The sequence below is a fragment of the Roseateles sp. GW821-FHT09G09 genome, from assembly GCF_059415965.1.
Genome location: NZ_JBWKOG010000005.1, coordinates 13608 through 31845 on the forward strand (window position 1 = coordinate 13608; position 18238 = coordinate 31845).

The 18238-nt window shown below is 69.0% G+C and carries 17 protein-coding genes; 12 read left to right on the top strand and 5 right to left on the bottom strand.

The window, feature by feature from the left end:
• Positions 1–4: 4 nt before the first annotated feature.
• Together purH and AC07O8_RS14285 are read left to right on the top strand one after the other, a co-directional pair.
• Positions 5–1585 (top strand): bifunctional phosphoribosylaminoimidazolecarboxamide formyltransferase/IMP cyclohydrolase, encoded by a 1581-nt coding sequence (gene purH / locus AC07O8_RS14280; RefSeq protein ID WP_495048665.1) that lies wholly within the window; start codon positions 5–7, stop codon positions 1583–1585.
• A 265-nt stretch (positions 1586–1850) separates the two neighbouring features.
• Positions 1851–2387, top strand: a complete 537-nt coding sequence (locus AC07O8_RS14285; RefSeq protein ID WP_495048666.1) for a porin family protein — start codon at positions 1851–1853, stop codon at positions 2385–2387.
• A 67-nt stretch (positions 2388–2454) separates the two neighbouring features.
• Here the strand turns inward: AC07O8_RS14285 and AC07O8_RS14290 are convergent, their stop codons facing one another.
• On the bottom strand, positions 2455–2931 hold the full coding sequence (locus AC07O8_RS14290) for a PIN domain-containing protein (protein WP_495048667.1): 477 nt from the start codon (positions 2929–2931) through the stop codon (positions 2455–2457).
• Between the two features lie 124 nt (positions 2932–3055).
• Positions 3056–3367 (bottom strand): hypothetical protein, encoded by a 312-nt coding sequence (locus AC07O8_RS14295; protein ID WP_495048668.1) that lies wholly within the window; start codon positions 3365–3367, stop codon positions 3056–3058.
• A 172-nt stretch (positions 3368–3539) separates the two neighbouring features.
• Here AC07O8_RS14295 and AC07O8_RS14300 point away from each other — a divergent pair, with 172 nt between their 5' ends.
• Both AC07O8_RS14300 and AC07O8_RS14305 read left to right on the top strand, forming a co-directional pair.
• Positions 3540–4949 carry a coniferyl aldehyde dehydrogenase gene (locus AC07O8_RS14300; RefSeq protein WP_495048669.1) on the top strand — a complete coding sequence of 470 codons (1410 nt, stop codon included), beginning with the start codon at positions 3540–3542 and terminating at the stop codon, positions 4947–4949.
• The gene (locus tag AC07O8_RS14305; protein WP_495048670.1) at positions 4946–6550 is read left to right on the top strand and encodes a GMC family oxidoreductase; all 1605 of its coding nucleotides are present in this window, start codon (positions 4946–4948) and stop codon (positions 6548–6550) included. The genes AC07O8_RS14300 and AC07O8_RS14305 overlap by 4 nt, the downstream gene beginning before the upstream one ends.
• A gap of 74 nt (positions 6551–6624) precedes the next feature.
• Here AC07O8_RS14305 and AC07O8_RS14310 read toward each other — a convergent pair whose 3' ends face one another.
• Positions 6625–9333 carry an Ig-like domain-containing protein gene (locus AC07O8_RS14310; protein ID WP_495048671.1) on the bottom strand — a complete coding sequence of 903 codons (2709 nt, stop codon included), beginning with the start codon at positions 9331–9333 and terminating at the stop codon, positions 6625–6627.
• 155 nt (positions 9334–9488) lie between these two features.
• Here AC07O8_RS14310 and AC07O8_RS14315 point away from each other — a divergent pair, with 155 nt between their 5' ends.
• From AC07O8_RS14315 to ruvC, 3 genes are read left to right on the top strand one after another with little or no spacing between them, the layout of a single operon-like run.
• A complete protein-coding gene (locus tag AC07O8_RS14315) occupies positions 9489–10118 on the top strand; it encodes a lysophospholipid acyltransferase family protein (RefSeq protein WP_297531602.1) in 630 nt (209 codons plus the stop codon).
• A complete protein-coding gene (locus AC07O8_RS14320; RefSeq protein ID WP_495048672.1) occupies positions 10115–11101 on the top strand; it encodes a phosphatidate cytidylyltransferase in 987 nt (328 codons plus the stop codon). The genes AC07O8_RS14315 and AC07O8_RS14320 overlap by 4 nt, the downstream gene beginning before the upstream one ends.
• 19 nt (positions 11102–11120) lie before the next feature.
• Positions 11121–11669 (top strand): crossover junction endodeoxyribonuclease RuvC, encoded by a 549-nt coding sequence (ruvC, locus tag AC07O8_RS14325; RefSeq protein WP_495048673.1) that lies wholly within the window; start codon positions 11121–11123, stop codon positions 11667–11669.
• A gap of 120 nt (positions 11670–11789) precedes the next feature.
• Here ruvC and AC07O8_RS14330 read toward each other — a convergent pair whose 3' ends face one another.
• Positions 11790–12299 (bottom strand): cupin domain-containing protein, encoded by a 510-nt coding sequence (locus AC07O8_RS14330; RefSeq protein WP_495048674.1) that lies wholly within the window; start codon positions 12297–12299, stop codon positions 11790–11792.
• Between the two features lie 164 nt (positions 12300–12463).
• On the opposite strand from AC07O8_RS14330, the gene AC07O8_RS14335 reads away from it, so the two are divergent.
• The 5 genes from AC07O8_RS14335 (at position 12464) to AC07O8_RS14355 (ending at position 17969) form a co-directional block, all read left to right on the top strand.
• Positions 12464–12841, top strand: a complete 378-nt coding sequence (locus tag AC07O8_RS14335; RefSeq protein WP_495048675.1) for a COG4315 family predicted lipoprotein — start codon at positions 12464–12466, stop codon at positions 12839–12841.
• Positions 12842–12902: 61 nt separating this feature from the next.
• On the top strand, positions 12903–13436 hold the full coding sequence (locus AC07O8_RS14340; RefSeq protein ID WP_495048676.1) for an RNA polymerase sigma factor: 534 nt from the start codon (positions 12903–12905) through the stop codon (positions 13434–13436).
• A 10-nt stretch (positions 13437–13446) separates the two neighbouring features.
• Entirely contained in the window at positions 13447–14364 is a 918-nt protein-coding gene (locus tag AC07O8_RS14345) for an anti-sigma factor family protein (RefSeq protein ID WP_495048677.1), read from the top strand.
• Between the two features lie 64 nt (positions 14365–14428).
• Complete coding sequence (locus AC07O8_RS14350) at positions 14429–16186, top strand: ABC transporter ATP-binding protein (RefSeq protein WP_495048678.1); 1758 nt, start codon at positions 14429–14431, stop codon at positions 16184–16186.
• Complete coding sequence (locus AC07O8_RS14355; RefSeq protein ID WP_495048679.1) at positions 16173–17969, top strand: ABC transporter ATP-binding protein; 1797 nt, start codon at positions 16173–16175, stop codon at positions 17967–17969. Before AC07O8_RS14350 ends, AC07O8_RS14355 begins: the two co-directional genes overlap by 14 nt.
• 67 nt (positions 17970–18036) lie before the next feature.
• Here the strand turns inward: AC07O8_RS14355 and AC07O8_RS14360 are convergent, their stop codons facing one another.
• A complete protein-coding gene (locus AC07O8_RS14360; protein WP_495048680.1) occupies positions 18037–18222 on the bottom strand; it encodes a hypothetical protein in 186 nt (61 codons plus the stop codon).
• Positions 18223–18238: the final 16 nt, after the last annotated feature.

Consider the following 18238-nt stretch of genomic DNA (forward strand, 5'->3'; position numbering starts at 1 on the left):
GTCCATGGCTCAACTCACCGCCCTGATCTCGGTCTCCGACAAGACCGGCATCGTCGACTTCGCGAAGGCGCTGCATGCGCTCGACGTGCGCCTGCTGTCCACCGGCGGCACCGCCAAGCTGCTGGCCGACGCCGGCCTGCCGGTGACGGAAGTCGCGCAGCACACCGGCTTCCCGGAGATGCTGGACGGCCGCGTGAAGACGCTGCATCCCAAGATCCACGGCGGCCTGCTGGCGCGTCGCGACCTGCCCGAGCACGTCGCCGCGATCGAGCAGCACGGCATCGACACGATCGACATCCTCGCGGTCAACCTGTACCCCTTCGAGGCCACCGTCGCCCAGCCCGGCTGCACGCTGGAGGACGCGATCGAGAACATCGACATCGGCGGCCCGGCGATGGTCCGCAGCGCGGCCAAGAACTGGAAGGACGTGACGGTGCTGACCGACGCGTCGCAGTACGCGCAGGTGCTCGAGGAGCTGAAGGCGCAGGGCAAGACCAGCGACAGGACGCGCTTCGCCGCGTCCGTGGCCGCGTTCAACCGCATCGCCCAGTACGACGCCGCGATCAGCAACTACCTGAGCGCGCGCCTGGAAGACGGCAGCCTGTCCGAGTATCCGGCGCAGATGAACAGCAGCTTCATCAAGGTGCAGGACCTGCGCTACGGCGAGAACTCGCACCAGACCGCCGCGCTCTACCGCGACCTGCATCCGGCGCCCGGCTCGCTGGTGACCGGCAAGCAGCTGCAGGGCAAGGAGCTGAGCTACAACAACATCGCCGACGCGGACGCCGCGTGGGAATGCGTGAAGAGCTTCGACGCGCCGGCCTGCGTGATCATCAAGCATGCGAACCCCTGCGGCGTGGCCGTCGCGGCGACCGCGGCCGACGCCTATGCCAAGGCCTTCAAGACCGATCCGACCAGCGCCTTCGGCGGCATCATCGCGTTCAACCGCGAGGTCGATCGCGCCGCCGCGGAACTGGTGTCCAAGCAGTTCGTCGAGGTGCTGATGGCGCCGTCCTTCAGCGCCGAGGCGCGCGAGGTCTTCAAGGGCAAGGTCAACGTGCGCCTGCTCGAGATCGCGCTGCCGCCGGGCGGCGCGCGCCCCTGGGACCAGGGCCGCAACGCGCAGGACGTGAAGCGTGTCGGTTCCGGCCTGCTGGTGCAGACGGCCGACAACCACTTCCTGACGAAGGCCGACCTGAAGGTCGTCACCACGCTGCAGCCGACCGCGCAGCAGCTCGACGACCTGATGTTCGCGTGGACCGTCGCGCAGTACGTGAAGAGCAACGCGATCGTGTTCTGCGGCGGCGGCATGACGCTGGGCGTCGGCGCCGGCCAGATGAGCCGCATCGACTCGGCGCGCATCGCCTCGATCAAGGCCGAGAACGCCGGCCTGACGCTGACCGGCTCGGCCGTGGCGAGCGACGCCTTCTTCCCGTTCCGCGACGGCCTGGACGTGCTGGCCGACGCCGGCGCCTCCTGCGTCATCCAGCCGGGCGGCTCGATGCGCGACGAGGAAGTCATCGCCGCGGCCGACGAGCGCGGCATCGCGATGGTGATGACGGGCGTGCGCCACTTCCGTCATTGATCGCCGGGGTGGGGTCGGTTCTGACAGGCCCCTCTCCCGCGCATCAAGCGACGTCCAGCGACGTCAAGACAGCGTCAATGCTTGTGCTGCCATCGCCTCGGAGACTCCCACCGAAAGGGGGGGCACGTGGATCGAACGTCGCACGGCCGCCACTCCTATCGCACTTTTTTACAGGGATATGACCTCCTTCACGGCGCTTCCTGGCCGCTCATTGCTACCTTTCGGCCCGCACCGCTGAGGTGCTTTTTTCGAGAGAAGTATTCCAATGAGCAAGATCTCCCTCATCGTCGCCGCCGCCCTGCTGGCCGCCGGCGCCGCCCAAGCCCAATCGACGACCCAAGCGCAGAACGGCGTGTACGGCGAACTGGGCTACACCTTCGTCAAGATCAAGGAAGACACGACCGGTGTGTCGGCCAAGCCGGGCGCGCTCCGCGGCATCGTCGGCTGGGACGTGAACCCCTACCTGGCGCTGGAAGCCATGTTCGCCACCGGCGTGTCCGACGACACGACGCAAGGCGTGAAGTTCAAGGTGTCGCGCAGCTACGGCCTGTACCTGACGCCGAAGTACGCCTTCAACAACGACTTCGAAGTGTTCGGCCGTCTGGGCTATGCCGACTCGAAGCTGAAGCTGTCGGGTGGTGGCCAGTCCTTTTCGGGCACGGACAGCAGCTTCTCGTGGGGCCTGGGCGCCAAGTACAACTTCAACAAGCAGGTGTACGGCGCGCTGGACTACACGTCCTACTTCGACAAGGACAACCTCAAGATCGACGGCGTGACGCTGAGCGTCGGCTACCGCTTCTGAGCGGACGGCCTCGTCGCCTCGAAAGCCCGGCTCCGGCCGGGCTTTTTCGTTGCCGCGCCAAGATGCCTCAGGCCTCCAGGCAACTGGCCAACTGGCATGCCGTGATCTCCTGGCCATCGGGCTGGAGATGGATCCCGGCCCTTTGGAGCGCGAGTCTGCGAAAGTCTTTCAGGTTCTTCGTCAGGAGATGGACTATCGCTCCCGGGTCGCGCGGAACCAGCGCCATCGCGCAGGCAGCCACATGGGCATCCTTCAGGGAATGGACCGCGTCCTTGGCCCTGACGAGCTCTCGCAGAACGTCCTCGGTATGCACTTCGGCATCTGGGAGCGAACGGCGCATCAGCACCTCGTTCTCGCACGCGTGCGCAGTATCCCTGCGTCGACCGGAACGCACGAGGGCGCGACTCATCTCCGACAGGATGTCTGCACGCCAGTGAAGTGCGATGAGTCCTTCGTAGTCCAGATGAATGAGCAACGCACGTGTGGTTCCGCCGAACAGCGTATCTGCATCTGCAACGACGGAGACGCTGATCGCATCAGTCACAGATCCACGGCCTCGTACTCATCGCCGATCGATCGACCCAGTTGCTGCAGCGCTTCCCACTGCTCGCGCCGGACGCGCTTCTGCCAAGCCAACAGGTCCGACTTCAGAACGCGGCGTTGATTCCCTACCCGCTGGAAAAGTGGGATATCGCCAGCATCAATGCGGGCCGCCAGTTACGGCCGCGACACCTCACGAGGTTCGCCGCCTGTTGTGTCGTGAGCACCATGTCTTCACCCTCCTTCTTCGTCTTCGAACGCCTACCCTGTTCCAGTTCCGAAGCAGGTCTGAGCAATTGAACGCCGAGCACCTGCTCGAATGCCAGCCGTACCAGCTTCTCCTTCGCCGCAGAAAGCGGCACATGCCGCCTGACCGCGTCGACCAGCGGCTGTACATCGAGAACGAATCCGGATGAGGGAACCGACTTGTTCGTTGCCATGGCTGTAGGTAGAAAGTTTAAGGACACTCGAAATTCTCGCAATACTCGAAACGCGTCAAGTGACTGACGCGGATTAGTCATTGATCTCTACTCGGGATCGCACGGCTTGGGTGCGGCACCGAAGCCGGCGTACGCTCGCTCTCATTCGAGAACGACAAGGCGGAGACACCCCATGGACCAAGCCCTGCACGAGCGCCTGCATCTTGTGTTGGAGCAGCAGCGCGCCGCGTTCGATCGCGAGCGGATGCCGACCTACGCGCAGCGCCGCGACCGGCTCGACCGGCTGCTGCGCATGACGGCCGACCATGCGGAGGCGCTCGCGGACGCGATGTCCCGCGACTTCGGGCACCGCTCGCGGCACGAGAGCCTGCTGGCCGATCTCTTCACCGTCCAGTCCGGCGCCCGCCACGCGATGCGGCACCTCAAGCGCTGGATGGCCGTCAAGCGCGCCCCCACCGCCCTGCACTTCCTGCCCGCGGGCAACCGGCTGATGCCGCAGCCGCTGGGCGTGGTCGGCATCGTCTCGCCGTGGAACTATCCGTACTACCTCGCGATGGCGCCCGCGCTGGCGGCACTGGCCGCCGGCAATCGCGTGATGATCAAGCCGTCCGAACTCACGCCCGCCACCTCGGACCTGATGGCCCGGCTCGTGGCCCAGCACTTCGCTCCCGACGAGATGACCGTCGTCACCGGCGATGCGGAAGTCGGCAAGGTCTTCACCCAACTGCCCTTCGACCACCTGTTCTTCACCGGCTCGACGCCGGTGGGTCGCGTGGTCGCGCAGGCCGCGTCGCAACACCTGACACCGGTCACGCTGGAGCTCGGCGGAAAGTCGCCCGCGATCGTCGACCGCAGCGCCGACATCGCCCGCACCGCCGAGCGCATCGCCTTCGGCAAGCTGCTGAACGCCGGCCAGACCTGCGTCGCGCCGGACTACGTGCTCGCGCCGCAGGAGCTGGTGCAGCCGCTGACGGAGGCGATCGTCGCCGCCGTGCGCCGGCTGTATCCGCGCATCGCCGCCAATCCGGACTACACCGCCATCGTCAGCCCGCGCCATCACGCGCGCCTGAGGGGACTGCTCGACGACGCGCGCGCCCGCGGCGCCACGCTGCGCCCCACGCACGACGACGAGCCGGCGGATCGTCGCCTCGTCCCGACCCTGCTGCTCGACACCTCGCCCGAGATGGCGGTGATGCGCGAGGAGATCTTCGGCCCGCTGCTGCCCATCGTGCCCTACGGCCATCCGTCCGAGGCGATTGCGCACGTGAACGCCGGCGACCGGCCGCTGGCGCTGTACTGGTTCGGCGAGGACCGGGCCGCGCGCGACGACGTGCTGGCCCGCACGCATGCGGGCGGCGTCACGGTCAACGACTGCATCTGGCACCTCGGCCAGGAGGAGCAGCCCTTCGGCGGCGTCGGCGCCAGCGGCATGGGGTCGTACCACGGCGTCTGGGGCTTCAACACCTTCAGCAAGCTCAAGCCGGTGTTCCTGCAATCGCGCTTCGCCGGCACCAGACTGTTCCATCCGCCTTACGGCGCGACCTTCGACCGCCTGCTCGGCCTGCTGAAGAAGATCGCATGAGCGCGACGGACAGGTTCGACGCCGACATCGTGATCGTCGGCGGCGGCTCCGCGGGCGCGGTGCTGGCGAGCCGGCTCAGCGAAGACCCGGCCTGCCGCGTGCTGCTGCTCGAAGCCGGCGGGCGCGGCGACGGCTGGGTCACGACGACGCCCTTCGCCGGCGCGCTGCAGGTCGCCGCGAAGATCAACAACTGGGGCTTCGAGACCGAGCCCCAGCCCGGCCTGGGCGGCCGGCGCGGCTACCAGCCGCGCGGCAAGGCGCTGGGCGGATCGTCGGCGATCAACGCGATGGTCTACACGCGCGGGCACCGGAGCGACTACGACGCCTGGGCGGCCGCTGGAAATGCCGGCTGGGGCTACGAGGACCTGCTGCCTTTCTTCATCAAGGCAGAAGGCAACGAGCGTTTCGGCGCGCCCTGGCACGGGCAGGACGGCCCGCTGCGCGTCGGCGACCTGCGCACCGACTCGCCGATCCACGACGCGTGGCGCGCCGCGGCGCGAGCGACGGGGCACGCGGTCCTCGATGATTTCAACGGCGCGGACATGGAAGGACTCGGCGTCTATCAGGTCACGCAGCATGGCGGCGAGCGCTGGAGCGTCGCGCGCGGGTATCTGCAACCGCAGCTTGGCCGCCGCGCCAACCTGCGCGTGGAGACGGGCGTGCGGGCCTTGTCGCTCGTGCTGGAGGGCCGACGTGCCGTCGGCGTCGACGTGCAACAAGGCGGTCATCGCCGGACGGTACGGGCGGCTCGTGAAGTCGTCGTCTGTGCCGGGGCGCTGCAATCGCCGCAACTGCTGATGCTGTCGGGCATCGGCGATGGCGCGCAGTTGCAGGCGCAGGGCATCGCGGTGCGGCATCACCTGCCCGGCGTCGGTCGCAACCTTCATGACCATCCGGATTTCGTCTTCGGCTACGAATCGGATTGCCTCGATCTCGCAGGCATCTCCGCGCGCGGGAGCGCCCGCTTCATCGGCCAGGTCCAGCGCTATCGGCGCGAGCGACGCGGCCTCGTCACCAGCAACTTCGCCGAGTGCGGCGGGTTCCTGTCGACACGCCCGGACCTGCCGGCGCCGAACGTGCAGCTGCACCTGGTCGTCGCGCTCGTCGAGGACCACGCGCGCAAGCTGCGGCTGGGTCACGGCCTGTCGTGTCACGTGTGCCTGCTGAGGCCGCGCAGCCGCGGCGCGCTGACGCTCGCCAGCGCCGATCCGCTGGCCGCGCCGCGGATCGATCCCGGGTTCCTTCACGAGGCCGAGGACGTGAGGGAGCTGATCGAGGGCTACAAGCTCACGCGCGACCTGATGCGCGCGCCGGCGATGAAGGCGTTCTGGAAGAAGGAGCTGTGGAGCGCCGACGTCGACACGGACGCCGACATCGAAGCGCTGCTGCGCCGGCGTGTCGACACGGTCTATCACCCGGTCGGCACCTGCCGCATGGGCCAGGACGCGCAGGCGGTCGTGGATGACCGCCTGCGCGTGCACGGCATCGAGGGGCTGCGGGTCGTGGACGCCTCGATCATGCCGAGTGTCGTCAGCGGCAACACGAATGCGCCGGTGGTGGCGATCGCGGAGAAAGCCGCCACACTGATCCGAGCGCAATGACAACGCCCCGCACGGGCTGACCGTTGCAGGGCGTTGGGAGGCAGACATCGCCGTGGCGCCGGCGTGGCCCGTCCTCAGATCACCGACGAGTCGAGCGTGAACTGCAAGGACGTTGTCGGACTGATGTTGAGGAAAGTATCTGCCACCCGCACGAGCACGTTCTGTGCTCCGTCCGAGCCGAACACCGAGCCGGGAATTTCAGTGCTGCTCTGCCAGTTCGACCAGTGTTGACCGTTATCCAGGCTGTACCCGACGTAATACAAGTCGTCGTTCGGGATGCCTGACACGACGATGGTGCCATCCGACGTGATGCGGTCCGAGTGGTTCGAACCGGTGTCATTCTTGAGACTCACACCCGGCGCGGGGGGCGCAACGTTATCCACAAACACACGGATCGTGCGAGAGGAAGTATTTCCGGCCTTGTCGGACGCCGTCACCTGCAAGGTATTTCCTCCCTCGGTGAAAAGACCGGCGCCCCAACTCGCCCCTTCATTCGGACCAAAGTCGTACTGACGACCGGAAAACGAGACGTGGAGCTGCTCGTTGTTCTGAGCCTTCACCTGGAAGGCGCTTTGACCGTTCAGTTGCATGTAGCTACCGTCAAGATACTCACCAGCTTGGCGGTTCTTGGTCACGCTGAGTTCTGGAGGCGTCGTATCCAGGGTCAGCGTCACCGAACTTGCTTCGCCGACATTGCCTGCCGAATCAACCTGCCGCAGCGCCACGGCATTGACACCTTCATCCAGGAATCGGCTTGTCAGCTGCGTTCCCGCGCCTGACCGCCAATGGTCATCGCCGTTGACCTTGAATTCCCAGCGGGCATCTGCCTCGATGTTGCCGATCGAGACGTACCCGGCCGCGTTGATGAGACTGTCGGGCGCTGCGGCACCGTTTGACTTCAGCACGCTCGACAGCACAGCGCCGGGGGGGATCGAGTCCAATGTGACCGAGATCGATTCCACTTCGCTCATGTGGCCGACGACATCGGCCTGACGCACGTCGACCGTCTGCGCGCCTTCATGGAGCGCGCTGGCCGCCAGCGAGCTCCCCGTCCCGGTGACCCAGTCACCCCCATCGATCCGGTATTCCCAGATCGCGGCATCTTCCAGCCGATGGATCAGCAGGCTGCCCTGCGCATTGATCAGCGGCAGGCCGGTGCTGGTCACCAGGTCCGGACGATCGGGGACAAGGCTGTCACGCGTGACGGTGATGGACGTCGCGGCGCTGTCGTGGCCAGTACTGTCCGTCTGCATCAGCGTCACGTCATTGCGGCCTTCGATCAGGTAGTTCGCCAACAGCTGCGAACCGCTGCCGACGTGCCAGTCGCTCTCGCCGTTGATGCGGTACTTCCAGGTCGCGCCGTCCTCGAGGTTGTCGATGGCGATCGAGCCCTGCAGGGACACGAGGTTGCCCTGCCCGCCGTCCACATGCGCTTGCAGCGGATCCGGCGCATCGAGATCCTGCCGGACCGTCAGCGCCGCTGCGGCGCCGACATTGCCTGCCGCATCGACCTGCACGACCTCGACATGGTTCTCGCCATTCGAGAGTGCGGCCGCGGGAATGCGTCCATCCTGCCCCTCGATCCAGTCGCCCTGTCCGTTCAGGCGGAACTTCCAGCTGGCGCCGCCCTCGATGCCGGAGACGTTGATGAAGTCCTTGGCGTTCAGCAGGTCGGTGCCGTTGCTGGTCTGCAGCAGCGGGACCTCCGGCGGCGTCAGGTCCAGCGTGACGGTCAGGCTGGTCAATGGACTGCGCTCGCCGCCGGCGTCGACCTGGTAGGCCTCGATCCTGTTCTGGCCCGCGACGAGCGCGTTGGCCGGCACCTGCCCCTCCTTCCCCTGAGCCCAATCGGTCGCGCCGTTCACCCGATAGAACCAGGTCGCGCCGGCCGCCAGGCCGGAGACAGTGATCGTCCCGTCGTTGGTCAGCCCGTCGGTCGACGAGCTGCCGTTGTCATGCGCCAGCGTCAGCGCGGGCGCGAGCATGTCGTCATGCACCCGCACGGCCAGCGTGGCGACCTCGCCGGGCCGGCCCTGGTCGTCAACCTGCGCGACCATCACCGCGTGGACGCCGCGGTTCAGGGTGCCGGCGTCGATGCTGTCGCCTTGTCCGGCATGCCAGGCGGTGTCGCCGTCCATGCGATAGACCCAGGAGCTCCCCGGCGCGACGAGCGTGACGTCGACGTGGCCCGCGCCGTCGATCGTGTCCTTGCCCGTGCTGGTGGACAGCCGAGGCGCCGCGAGCAGCGGCGGCGGAGGAGGCGGCTCCGGTGCTGGTGCTGGTGCTGGTGCCGGTGCCGGCGGCGGCGGCGCTGGCGGATTCGGTGCCGCGGTGGTGACGGCGTGGCTGTCGCTGCTCCCGCCGCTCGCGCCCGCAGCACCGGCCAGCAGGACCCCAGCGCCGGCGATCAGCCAGGGCCACACGGCGGACTGGTTGCAGTCTTCCTCCGTGCCGTCGCCGCGGATCTGCCGGCACGAGTCCGCCTGATGCGTCGCCGCATTGGCGTCCGCATCGGCGTTGAAGTTGGCGCTGGTGCTGGCGTCAGTGTCGGCAGCCTTGCCCGAGTCGCTCGCGGACGCGAGTCGGGCTTCCCCGGTCCCCGGTGCCGTCCCGGTCGAACTGCCCGGATCGTCTCCGCCGTCCGCCCCTTCCGGCGGAACGGGGTCGTCGAGATCGCGGGCTCGCGACGCGCGGCGCGCGGCGGAGGCAGGCGCTCCGGCGGGCGGCATGGCGGTGGTGGACGTGTGCGGCGTCTTGGCGGGATCGAGAAGTGGCGTCGTCATCGGCTTGCTCGGGAACTGGGAAAACGGTGAAGGACCCAGTTTCTTGCCAAGTCCCACCCGACGACCATGACCAGTTCTTGTGCAATTTCTCACGAAACCAACTCACTTGAGTGGAACCCTCGATCGTGCGCGGCGGTCCGGGATAATCCGGCGCCATGGTCCTTGCCGAAATCACCGGCCTGTTCCTGTCCTGGCTGGCGCGCCTGATCACCGGCGCGCAGGGACATTGGAAAGGCTGTCCTCCGACGTCCGAACAACGCATCTACTTCGCCAACCATCAGAGCCACTTCGACTGGGTGCTGATCTGGGCCTCGCTGCCCGGCGAACTGCGTGCGCGGACCCGCCCGATCGCCGCGCGCGACTACTGGACGAGCTCCGCGCTCAAGACCTGGCTCACGAGCGCGGTGTTCAACGCGGTCTACGTCAGCCGCACGCGCGCCACGCCCGACGAGGATCCGCTGGAGCCGCTGGTCGACACGCTGCAGGGCGGCGACTCGCTGGTCATCTTCCCGGAGGGCACGCGCTCCAACAAGGGCGCGCCGCAGGCCTTCAAGGCCGGCCTCTACCACCTGTCCGAACAGTTCCCCGACGTGCAACTCATCCCCACCTGGATCGACAACGTCCAGCGCGTCATGCCCAAGGGCGAGATCGTGCCGGTGCCCATCCTGTGCACGGTCACCTTCGGCGCGCCGATCCGGATCGAGCCCGGCGAGGACAAGCGCGCCTTCCTGGAGCGCGCGCGCGCCGCCGTGATGGCGCTGCGTCCGGGAGGGTGGAAGGAATGAAGTGGCTCAAATCCTTGAACAGCGGCGAGCAGGTGGCTTTCCTGTTCGTGGTGCTGTTCGGCGCGCTGCTGCTGGTGAGCATCGCCTCGGTGCTGTGGTCGCTGCGCGAGCGACCGGACGACGAGCAGGACGCGTGGCAGGCGCGCTGGGCGCGCTTCCGCCACGAGCTCAACATGGTCTGGGTGGGCGCCTGCCTGTTCTGGGCCGCGTGGGTGTCGGGGCCGGTCGGCGCGACGCTGCTGTTCGCGGTGTTCTCCTTCCTGGCCTTCCGCGAGTTCATCACGCTGCTGCACACCCGCCGCGCCGACCATCGCGGGCTGATCATGGCCTTCTTCGTGATCCTGCCGCTGCAGTACGTGCTGGTGGGCACGCGCCACTTCGACCTGTTCTCGGTGCTGATCCCCGTCTACGGTTTCCTGGCGATCCCGGTGGCCAGCGCGCTGGCGGACGATCCGGGACGTTTCCTCGAGCGCAACTCGAAGATCCAGTGGGGCATCATGGTCTGCGTCTACGGCCTGTCGCACGCGCCGGCGCTGCTGCTGCTGGAGTTCCCGAAGTACGAGGGGCGCGGCGCCTTCCTGCTGTTCTTCCTGGTGGCCGTGGTGGCCTGCGGACAGGTCGCGCAGGCGGTGGCGACCAGCCGCTTCCGCGCCAAGCCGGTGGCGCGCCGCATCAGCCGCTCGTTCACGATGAAGGCCTGGTGGATCGGCGCGTTCACGGCGGCGCTGGCGGGCGCGCTGCTGTACTGGATCACGCCGTTCAAGGCGGGGCAGGCGGCCATCGCCGCGTTCGTCGCGGCGGGCTGCGGCAGCTTCGGCGTGTTCGTGATGCAGGCGCTCAAGCGCGACGCCGGCATCAACGCCTGGGGCAACCGCAGCGCGATCACCGGCGCGGTGGGCCTGCTGGACCGCATCGCGGTGATGTGCTTCGCGGCGCCGGTGTTCTTCCATTCGGTGCGGTGGTACTTCCGCGCCGGTACCTGACGCGCAAGGAGGCGACGGCATGCGTATCCTCGGCATCGACCCCGGCCTGCAGACGACCGGCTTCGGGGTCATCGACGCCGACGGGCCGCGGCTGGCCTACGTCGCCAGCGGCACGATCAAGACCAACGCGCTGCCGACGGGCGACCTGCCGGGGCGGTTGAAGATCCTCTTCGACGGCATCCGCGAGGTGGTGTCGCGTTACCAGCCGACCTGCGCGGCGGTGGAGATCATCTTCGTCAACGTGAACCCGCAGTCGACGCTGCTGCTGGGCCAGGCGCGCGGCGCGGCGCTGACGGCGCTGGTGTCCTGCGACCTGCACGTGTCGGAGTACACCGCGGTGCAGATGAAGAAGGCCATCACCGGCCACGGCGGCGCCGCGAAGTCGCAGGTGCAGGCGATGGTGGCGCGGCTGCTGAAGCTGCCCGGCGAACCGGGCAAGGACGCGGCCGACGCGCTGGGCATCGCGATCATGGACGCGCATGCGCGCGTCTCCTTCGAGGCGATGGGCAAGCAGACGACGCTGCAGCGGCGCCAGCACGCGCAGTTCAAGGGCTCGCGGACGTACTGAGCGGCTGGGGACCGAGCGGCATCAGGCGGCAGCGCCGGGGGCCCCTCGCCGCTCACAGTCTTCCCTTCGGTCAGGGTTCGCTTCGAGGGGCCCCGGCGCCGCCGCCTGATGCGATGCGACTCAGGGTTCGTCGTACCAGTAGTCGAGGTCGCCTTCGCCCACCTTGCGGATGGCCTCGAACGGGCGGGTCGCCTTGTCGGGGCCGCGCTCGGCCATGAACTTGTTCGAGTCCGGATAGACGCAGATCTCCGGCTGCTCCATCGTGCTGACGGAGAGGTACTTCAACGGCGCGTCCGAGGTGTTGATGATGTGGTGCGGGTACTCGGGCCCGGCGGGGATGAAGATCACGTCGCCGGCCTTGATCGGCAGGCGCTCGCCGGCCACGCGCAGCGTGCCGGTGCCTTCGAGGACGATGAACATCTCCTCCTGCGCGTAATGCAGGTGGTACGGACAGGTCGTCTTGCCGGGCTCGACGATGTCGTAGGACGCGCCGAGCTTGCGCGCGGCGGTCCCGCGCGCCAGGCGCGTGAAGCGCGACTCGTACAGCGGCTCGCGTTTGAACGAGGTCAGCTCGGCCTCATGGAAGTTGCGGATCAGCTCGGCGGCAAGCGCCTGGGCGCGGTCGGTCATGCGGGGGTCTCCTGGCAGCTGGGTAGGAACCCGCAGGCTAGTGCCCGGATCGCCATCGAGCAAATCCCGCTGACGCACCCGCTGATGCCAGGGAATGTCTCGCGGATGGAATAAGCTGACCCTCCACCGTGTTTCTGCAGTACCCATCCACCAGGAGACCCTGCATGAAAATCACCCTGAAGCTCACCGCCGCCGCCGTCCTGATGGCCGCCGCCGGCCTGGCCGCCGCGCAGACGGCCCCCGCGACCGCCAAGGGCGACGCGCTGGTCGGCGCGAACGACATGACGCTCTACACCTTCGACAAGGACACCGCCGGCAACGGCAAGAGCGTGTGCAACGGCGGCTGCGCCACCAACTGGCCGCCGCTGATGGCCCGCGCCGAGGACAAGGCCTCCGGCGACTGGTCCGTCATCACCCGCGACGACGGTTCCAAGCAGTGGGCCTACAAGGGCAAGCCGCTGTACTTCTGGGCCAAGGACGCCAAGCCCGGCGAACGCAACGGCGACGGCATCAATCAGGTCTGGCACACGGCCAAGCCCTGAACGTCAGGCCTGGAACGCCAAGCACCGACCGGACGTCCTGAACGCGCAGACCGCCCCGCCCATGCCCCCGGTCCTCGACGAAGCGCTCCCGCTGCTTCCCCGCCTGCGCCGCCATGCGCGGCTGCTGTGCGGCGACCACGCGCGAGCGGACGACCTGCTGCAGGACACGCTGGAACGCGCCGCCCGCAAGGGCGCGCTGTTCCATGCCGAACCCGGACCGACGCGCCAGGACGCCCTTCGCAACTGGCTGTTGACGCTGATGCATCGGCTCTACCTCAACCAGCGGCGCGACGCCCGCGAGGCGCTGCACGACTCGCTGGATGAGGACGACGCACCGCAGCCGGCGATCGAGGAACCGCAGCAGCGCGTCGCCTTGCGGCTCGATCTCGAGCGGGCGCTGGCCGCATTGCCGGCGGCCTCGCGCGAGATCCTCCTGCTGGTCTGCGTCGAGGAACTGAGCTACCAGGACGCCGCGCGCGTGCTGGACGTGCCGGTGGGCACGGTGATGTCGCGGCTGTCCCGCGCCCGCGAACGGCTGCGGCTGTCGATGGACGGCGCCGCGCCGGGCCGCACGCCGCTGCGGGTGGTGAAATGAGCGCCGCACCATGACGCCAGCAGACATCGAGATCGACGAAGCCACGCTCCACGCCTACGTGGACGGACAACTGCCCCCCGAACGCGCCGCGCAGGTCGCGGACTGGCTGCTGAGCCACCCGCGCGCCGCGCAGCAGGTGCTCGGCTGGCGCGAGCAGCGCGAGTCGCTGAAGGCGCTGCATCGCGACTGGCTCGACGAGCCCGTGCCCCCGTCGCTGACCACCGCACTGCGTCCGCCGGCCGCGAATGCCTCGCGCTGGCCGCGCGCCTGGGCTGCGGCGCTGCTGCTGGCCGTCGGCCTGGGCGCCGGTGTCGCCGGCGGCTGGGGCGGCCACGCCTGGTGGTACGGCAAGAAGGAGGCCGCCGAGATGGCCGCCGCCGCTGCGGCCGCGCGCGCCGCCGGCCGCGATCCGTCCATCCCCGAATACGTCCGCGACGCCGCCATCGCGCACGCCGTGTATCAGCCCGAGAAGCGCCATCCGGTCGAGGTCGGCGCGGACCAGGCCGATCACCTGATGCAGTGGCTGAGCAAGCGGCTCGGCCAACCGCTGTATGCGCCTGTGCTGCGCGACTACGGCTGGAAGCTGGTCGGTGGTCGGCTGCTGCCGGCGGGCGATGACGCCACGGCCGGCGCGGCCGGTGCGTCCGGCGGCGCGACGCTGGCCCGCGCGCAGTTCATGTACGAGAACGAGGCCGGCGAACGTTTCACGCTCTACGTCAGCACCGGTGCGAGTTCGCCCGAAGCGCCGGTGGCCTTCCGCCTGATGCAGCGCGTCGAAGCGGGCCAGACGACGCGCAGCCTCTACTGGATCGACGGCAAGCTGGCCTACGCGCTCAGCGGCAACTTCGACGAGCGTCGCCTGCGTGTGCTGACCGACCTGGTCCACGCGCGCATCGGCATGATCGCGCGGGCGTCCTCCGCGCCCTGAGGCTCGCCCGGGCCATGGCCCTGACCTTCCGGCGGTCAGGACCCGGCGGGCACAATGCGCCGCCATGTCGTCGTCCCTCTCACGCCTGATCCTCGGCCATATCCGCGGCCATTGGCGGCCCTACGCGGCCAGCGCGCTGATGCTCAGCACCATCGCCGTCCTGACGGTCTGGATCCCGCGACAGGTCGGCCACGTCGTCGACGCGCTGGTGTCCCACCGCCTCGCCGGCTGGGACCTGGTCGGCCAGCTCGGCCTGCTCGTGCTGGCGGGCCTCGCCATCTACCTGCTGCGCGTCGGTTGGCGCCTGGCGCTGTTCCGCACCGCCTACGAGCTGGGTCGCCAGCTGCGCATGCGGCTGTACGCGCAGCTGACGAATCAGGGCCCGGCGTTCTTCCACGCGCAGCGCACCGGCGACCTGATGGCGCTGGCGTCCAACGACGTCGACGCGATCGAGATGGCCGCGGGCGAGGCGCTGCTCGCCGCCTTCGACGGCTCGCTGACGCTGATCCTGGTGCTGGGGATGATGACCATCAGCGTCGACTGGCGCCTGGGACTGGCCGCGCTCGTGCCCTTCCCGCTCATGGCCTACGCGTTCTGGCGCATCTCGTCGCGGATCCATGTGGCCTCCGCCGATTCGCTCAAGCGCTTCTCGACGCTGAACCAGCAGGTGCAGGACAGCCTCGCCGGCGTGCGCACCGTGCGCGCGCTGGGCCTGGTGCGCCGCAGCCGCGAGCAGTTCGGCGAACTGGCCCGCGAGGCCGGCGACGCCGCCTTCCAGGCGCAGCGCTGGGAGGCGATGTTCGAGCCCGCCGTGGGACTGTCGCTGGGCGCCGCGACGGTGATCGCGCTGGGCGTGGGCGCGTGGCTGGTCGGCACGGACGCCATCAGCATCGGCCAGCTGACCGCCTTCACCATGTATCTCGGTCAACTGATCTGGCCGATGTTCGCGGCGGGCTGGGTGTTGTCGCTGCTGGAACGCGGACGCGCCGCCTGGTCCCGGCTGCATCCGGTGCTGGAAGCGCCGGTCGGTCTGGTGGACACCGGCACCCGCGACATGCCGCCGCACGCCGACATCACGTGGGACCGCGTGTCCTTCCGCTACCCCGGCGTGACGCAGCCGACGCTGGAGGACATCGCGCTGACGCTGCCGCCGGGCCGCACGCTGGGCATCGTCGGCGCGACGGGGTCGGGCAAGTCCACGCTGCTGCGCCTGCTGCTGCGCCAGTACGAGCCCGACGCGGGCGCCGTGCGGCTGGGCGGCCTGCCCGCGCCGGAGATCCGCCTCGACGCGCTGCGGCGCACGCTCGCGTGGGTGCCGCAGGAGCCGTTCCTGTTCTCGGCCTCGATCGCGGACAACATCGCCCTCGCCCGCCCGGACGCGACGCGCGAGCAGGTCCTGGCCGTGGCCGAGCTGGCCGCAGTGCACGAGGACATCGCGCGGCTGCCGCAGGGCTACGAGACGCTGGTCGGCGAACGCGGCGTCACGCTGTCCGGCGGTCAGCGCCAGCGCGTCGCGATCGCGCGGGCGCTGCTGGCCGAGGCGCCGGTGCTGCTGCTGGACGACGCGCTGTCGGCCGTGGACAGCGGCACCGAGACGCAGATCCTCGACCACTGGCGCGAACTGCGCCAACGCCACCCCGAGCGCAGCCTCGCCGTCGTCAGCCACCGGCTGTCGGCGGTGATGGAGGCCGACGAGATCGTCGTGCTCAAGCAGGGACGCATCGTCGAGCGGGGTCGCCACGAGGAACTGCTCGCGCTGGGCGGCTGGTACGCCGGCCAGTGGCGCTATCAACAACTGGAGGCCAGCCTTGACGCCGCCTGAGACCGCGTCCGGCAAGGACGGCAAGAAACCGACGAGCCCGCAGAACGACCACTCGCCGCGCGAGGCGCTGGCGCTGCTGGCGCAGGCCGCCGCGCCGGAGCGTCGCGGGCTGGTGAAGGGCCTGGGCTGGCTGGTCGTGGCGGCGGCGCTCGAAGCGATCGGTCCGATCCTCGGCAAGCACTTCATCGACGCGCATGTGCTGACCCGGAATTTCGAGCTCGGTCCGATGGCGCTGCTGCTGGGCGCGATGCTGCTCGCCGGCTGGACCGCCAGCCTGCTGCGCTACGCGCAGCTGCGCCGCATGGCCTCCGTCGCGCGGCGCTCGGTGCTGCGCCTGCGCGAGCAGGTCTACGCGCACGTCCTGGCGCAGCCGATGGCCTTCTTCGACCGCAGCATCACCGGCCAGTTGCTGAGCCGCATCACCAACGACACCGACGCGGTCAACAACCTGTACCGGCAGGTGCTCTTCGTGATGCTGGACTCGACCATCGTCGTGGCCGGCGCGCTGGTCGCGATGGCCTGGCTGGACTGGCGGCTGATGCTGATCGTGCTGGCGCTGGTGCCGGCCAGCTCCGGGATCATCTGGCTCTACCAGCGCGCCAGCAGCGGCCCGGTGCAGCGGGCGCGCGCGCTGCGCGCCGAGCTCAACGCGCAGATGGCCGAGAGCATGGCCGGCATGGCGATGCTGCAGTCGGCCGGCGCGGCGCAGCGCTTCGCGGCCCGCTACGAGACCGCCAACCGCGCACAGCTGGAGGCGCGCGTGCAGGAGCTGCGCGCCAACGCCTGGCTGCTGCGTCCGGCGCTGGACCTGCTGAACGTGCTGCTGATCGTGACGGTGATCTACGGCTTCGGACTGCGCGAGGTGTCCGGCATCGAGGTCGGGCTGCTGTACGCGTTCCTTGCGTACATCGCGCGCGTCGTCGAGCCGCTGATCCAGATCACGATGCAGTTCAGCCAGCTGCAGCAGGCGCTGGTGGCGGCGTCGCGCGTGCGGGCGTTGCTGCGCGAGCCGTGCGAGCCGAGGTCGTACCGGCCCGATCTTGTCGTCGGCGCGGGCGCGATCCGCTTCGAGCACCTGCAGTTCGCGTACAAGCCCGATCAGCCCGTGCTGCGCGACCTGGACCTCGACATCCCGGCCGGCAGCTTCGTCGGCATCGCGGGCCACACGGGGTCGGGCAAGTCGACCTTGCTGGCGCTGCTGCTGCGCTTCTACCAGCCCCAGCAGGGGCGCATCCTGATCGACGGCCAGCCGCTCGACCAGCTGCCCGACGAGACCTTCCACGCCGCGCTCGGCCTGGTGCCGCAGGAGCCTTACCTGGTCGCCGGCAGCGTGCGCGAGAACATCCGCATGGGGCGTGCGATCTCCGACGAGAAGATCGAGGCCGCGGCGCGCGCCTCGCGCGCGCATGACTTCCTCAGCGCGCTGCCGCAGGGGTACGACAGCCGGCTGGGCGACGGCGGGCTGGCGGTGTCGACGGGGCAGAAGCAGCTGATCGCGCTGGCCCGCGCGCTCGCCGGCGATCCGCGCATCCTGCTGCTGGACGAGGCGACGGCCAACATCGACAGCGCCACCGAGGCGCAGGTCGGCGAGGCGCTGCGCGCCCTGCGCGGCCAGGTCACGGTGATCGCGATCGCGCACCGCTTGTCGACGATCCGCGAGGCCGACCAGATCGTGGTGCTGAACCACGGTCACCTTGACGAGCGCGGCACGCACGACGAGCTGATGGCGGTCGATGGCGGGATCTATCAGCGGCTGGTGCAGTTGCAGGCGTTGGAGGAGTAGTTCTCCCGACCGGAAAACGCGAAGGCCGCTCAATGAGCGGCCTTCTTCGTTGGCGAAACGATCGCCGCTACACCAGCAACACCAACCGCTCCAGGATCAACACCGCAAAGAAGCCGATGCCGGCGATCACGGTCCACTTGATCAGCAGGATGCCGCGGCGGCGCCAGATGGGTTGCCGCGTGCCGATGTAGACGGCGAAGCACAGCAGGCCCGCCGCCAGCAGCAGCGCGAAGACGAGGCGGAAGACGAGCACGGTCAGCGTTCCTTCG

Bases quoted from the DNA above. Each gene is read 5' to 3' on its own strand.
- purH (WP_495048665.1), top strand. From the start codon at position 5: ATGGCTCAACTCACCGCCCTGATCTCGGTCTCCGACAAGACCGGCATC.
- AC07O8_RS14285 (WP_495048666.1), top strand. From the start codon at position 1,851: ATGAGCAAGATCTCCCTCATCGTCGCCGCCGCCCTGCTGGCCGCCGGC.
- AC07O8_RS14295 (WP_495048668.1), bottom strand. From the start codon at position 3,367: ATGGCAACGAACAAGTCGGTTCCCTCATCCGGATTCGTTCTCGATGTA.
- AC07O8_RS14300 (WP_495048669.1), top strand. From the start codon at position 3,540: ATGGACCAAGCCCTGCACGAGCGCCTGCATCTTGTGTTGGAGCAGCAG.
- AC07O8_RS14305 (WP_495048670.1), top strand. From the start codon at position 4,946: ATGAGCGCGACGGACAGGTTCGACGCCGACATCGTGATCGTCGGCGGC.
- AC07O8_RS14310 (WP_495048671.1), bottom strand. From the start codon at position 9,333: ATGACGACGCCACTTCTCGATCCCGCCAAGACGCCGCACACGTCCACC.
- AC07O8_RS14315 (WP_297531602.1), top strand. From the start codon at position 9,489: ATGGTCCTTGCCGAAATCACCGGCCTGTTCCTGTCCTGGCTGGCGCGC.
- AC07O8_RS14320 (WP_495048672.1), top strand. From the start codon at position 10,115: ATGAAGTGGCTCAAATCCTTGAACAGCGGCGAGCAGGTGGCTTTCCTG.
- ruvC (WP_495048673.1), top strand. From the start codon at position 11,121: ATGCGTATCCTCGGCATCGACCCCGGCCTGCAGACGACCGGCTTCGGG.
- AC07O8_RS14330 (WP_495048674.1), bottom strand. From the start codon at position 12,299: ATGACCGACCGCGCCCAGGCGCTTGCCGCCGAGCTGATCCGCAACTTC.
- AC07O8_RS14335 (WP_495048675.1), top strand. From the start codon at position 12,464: ATGAAAATCACCCTGAAGCTCACCGCCGCCGCCGTCCTGATGGCCGCC.
- AC07O8_RS14340 (WP_495048676.1), top strand. From the start codon at position 12,903: ATGCCCCCGGTCCTCGACGAAGCGCTCCCGCTGCTTCCCCGCCTGCGC.
- AC07O8_RS14345 (WP_495048677.1), top strand. From the start codon at position 13,447: ATGACGCCAGCAGACATCGAGATCGACGAAGCCACGCTCCACGCCTAC.
- AC07O8_RS14350 (WP_495048678.1), top strand. From the start codon at position 14,429: ATGTCGTCGTCCCTCTCACGCCTGATCCTCGGCCATATCCGCGGCCAT.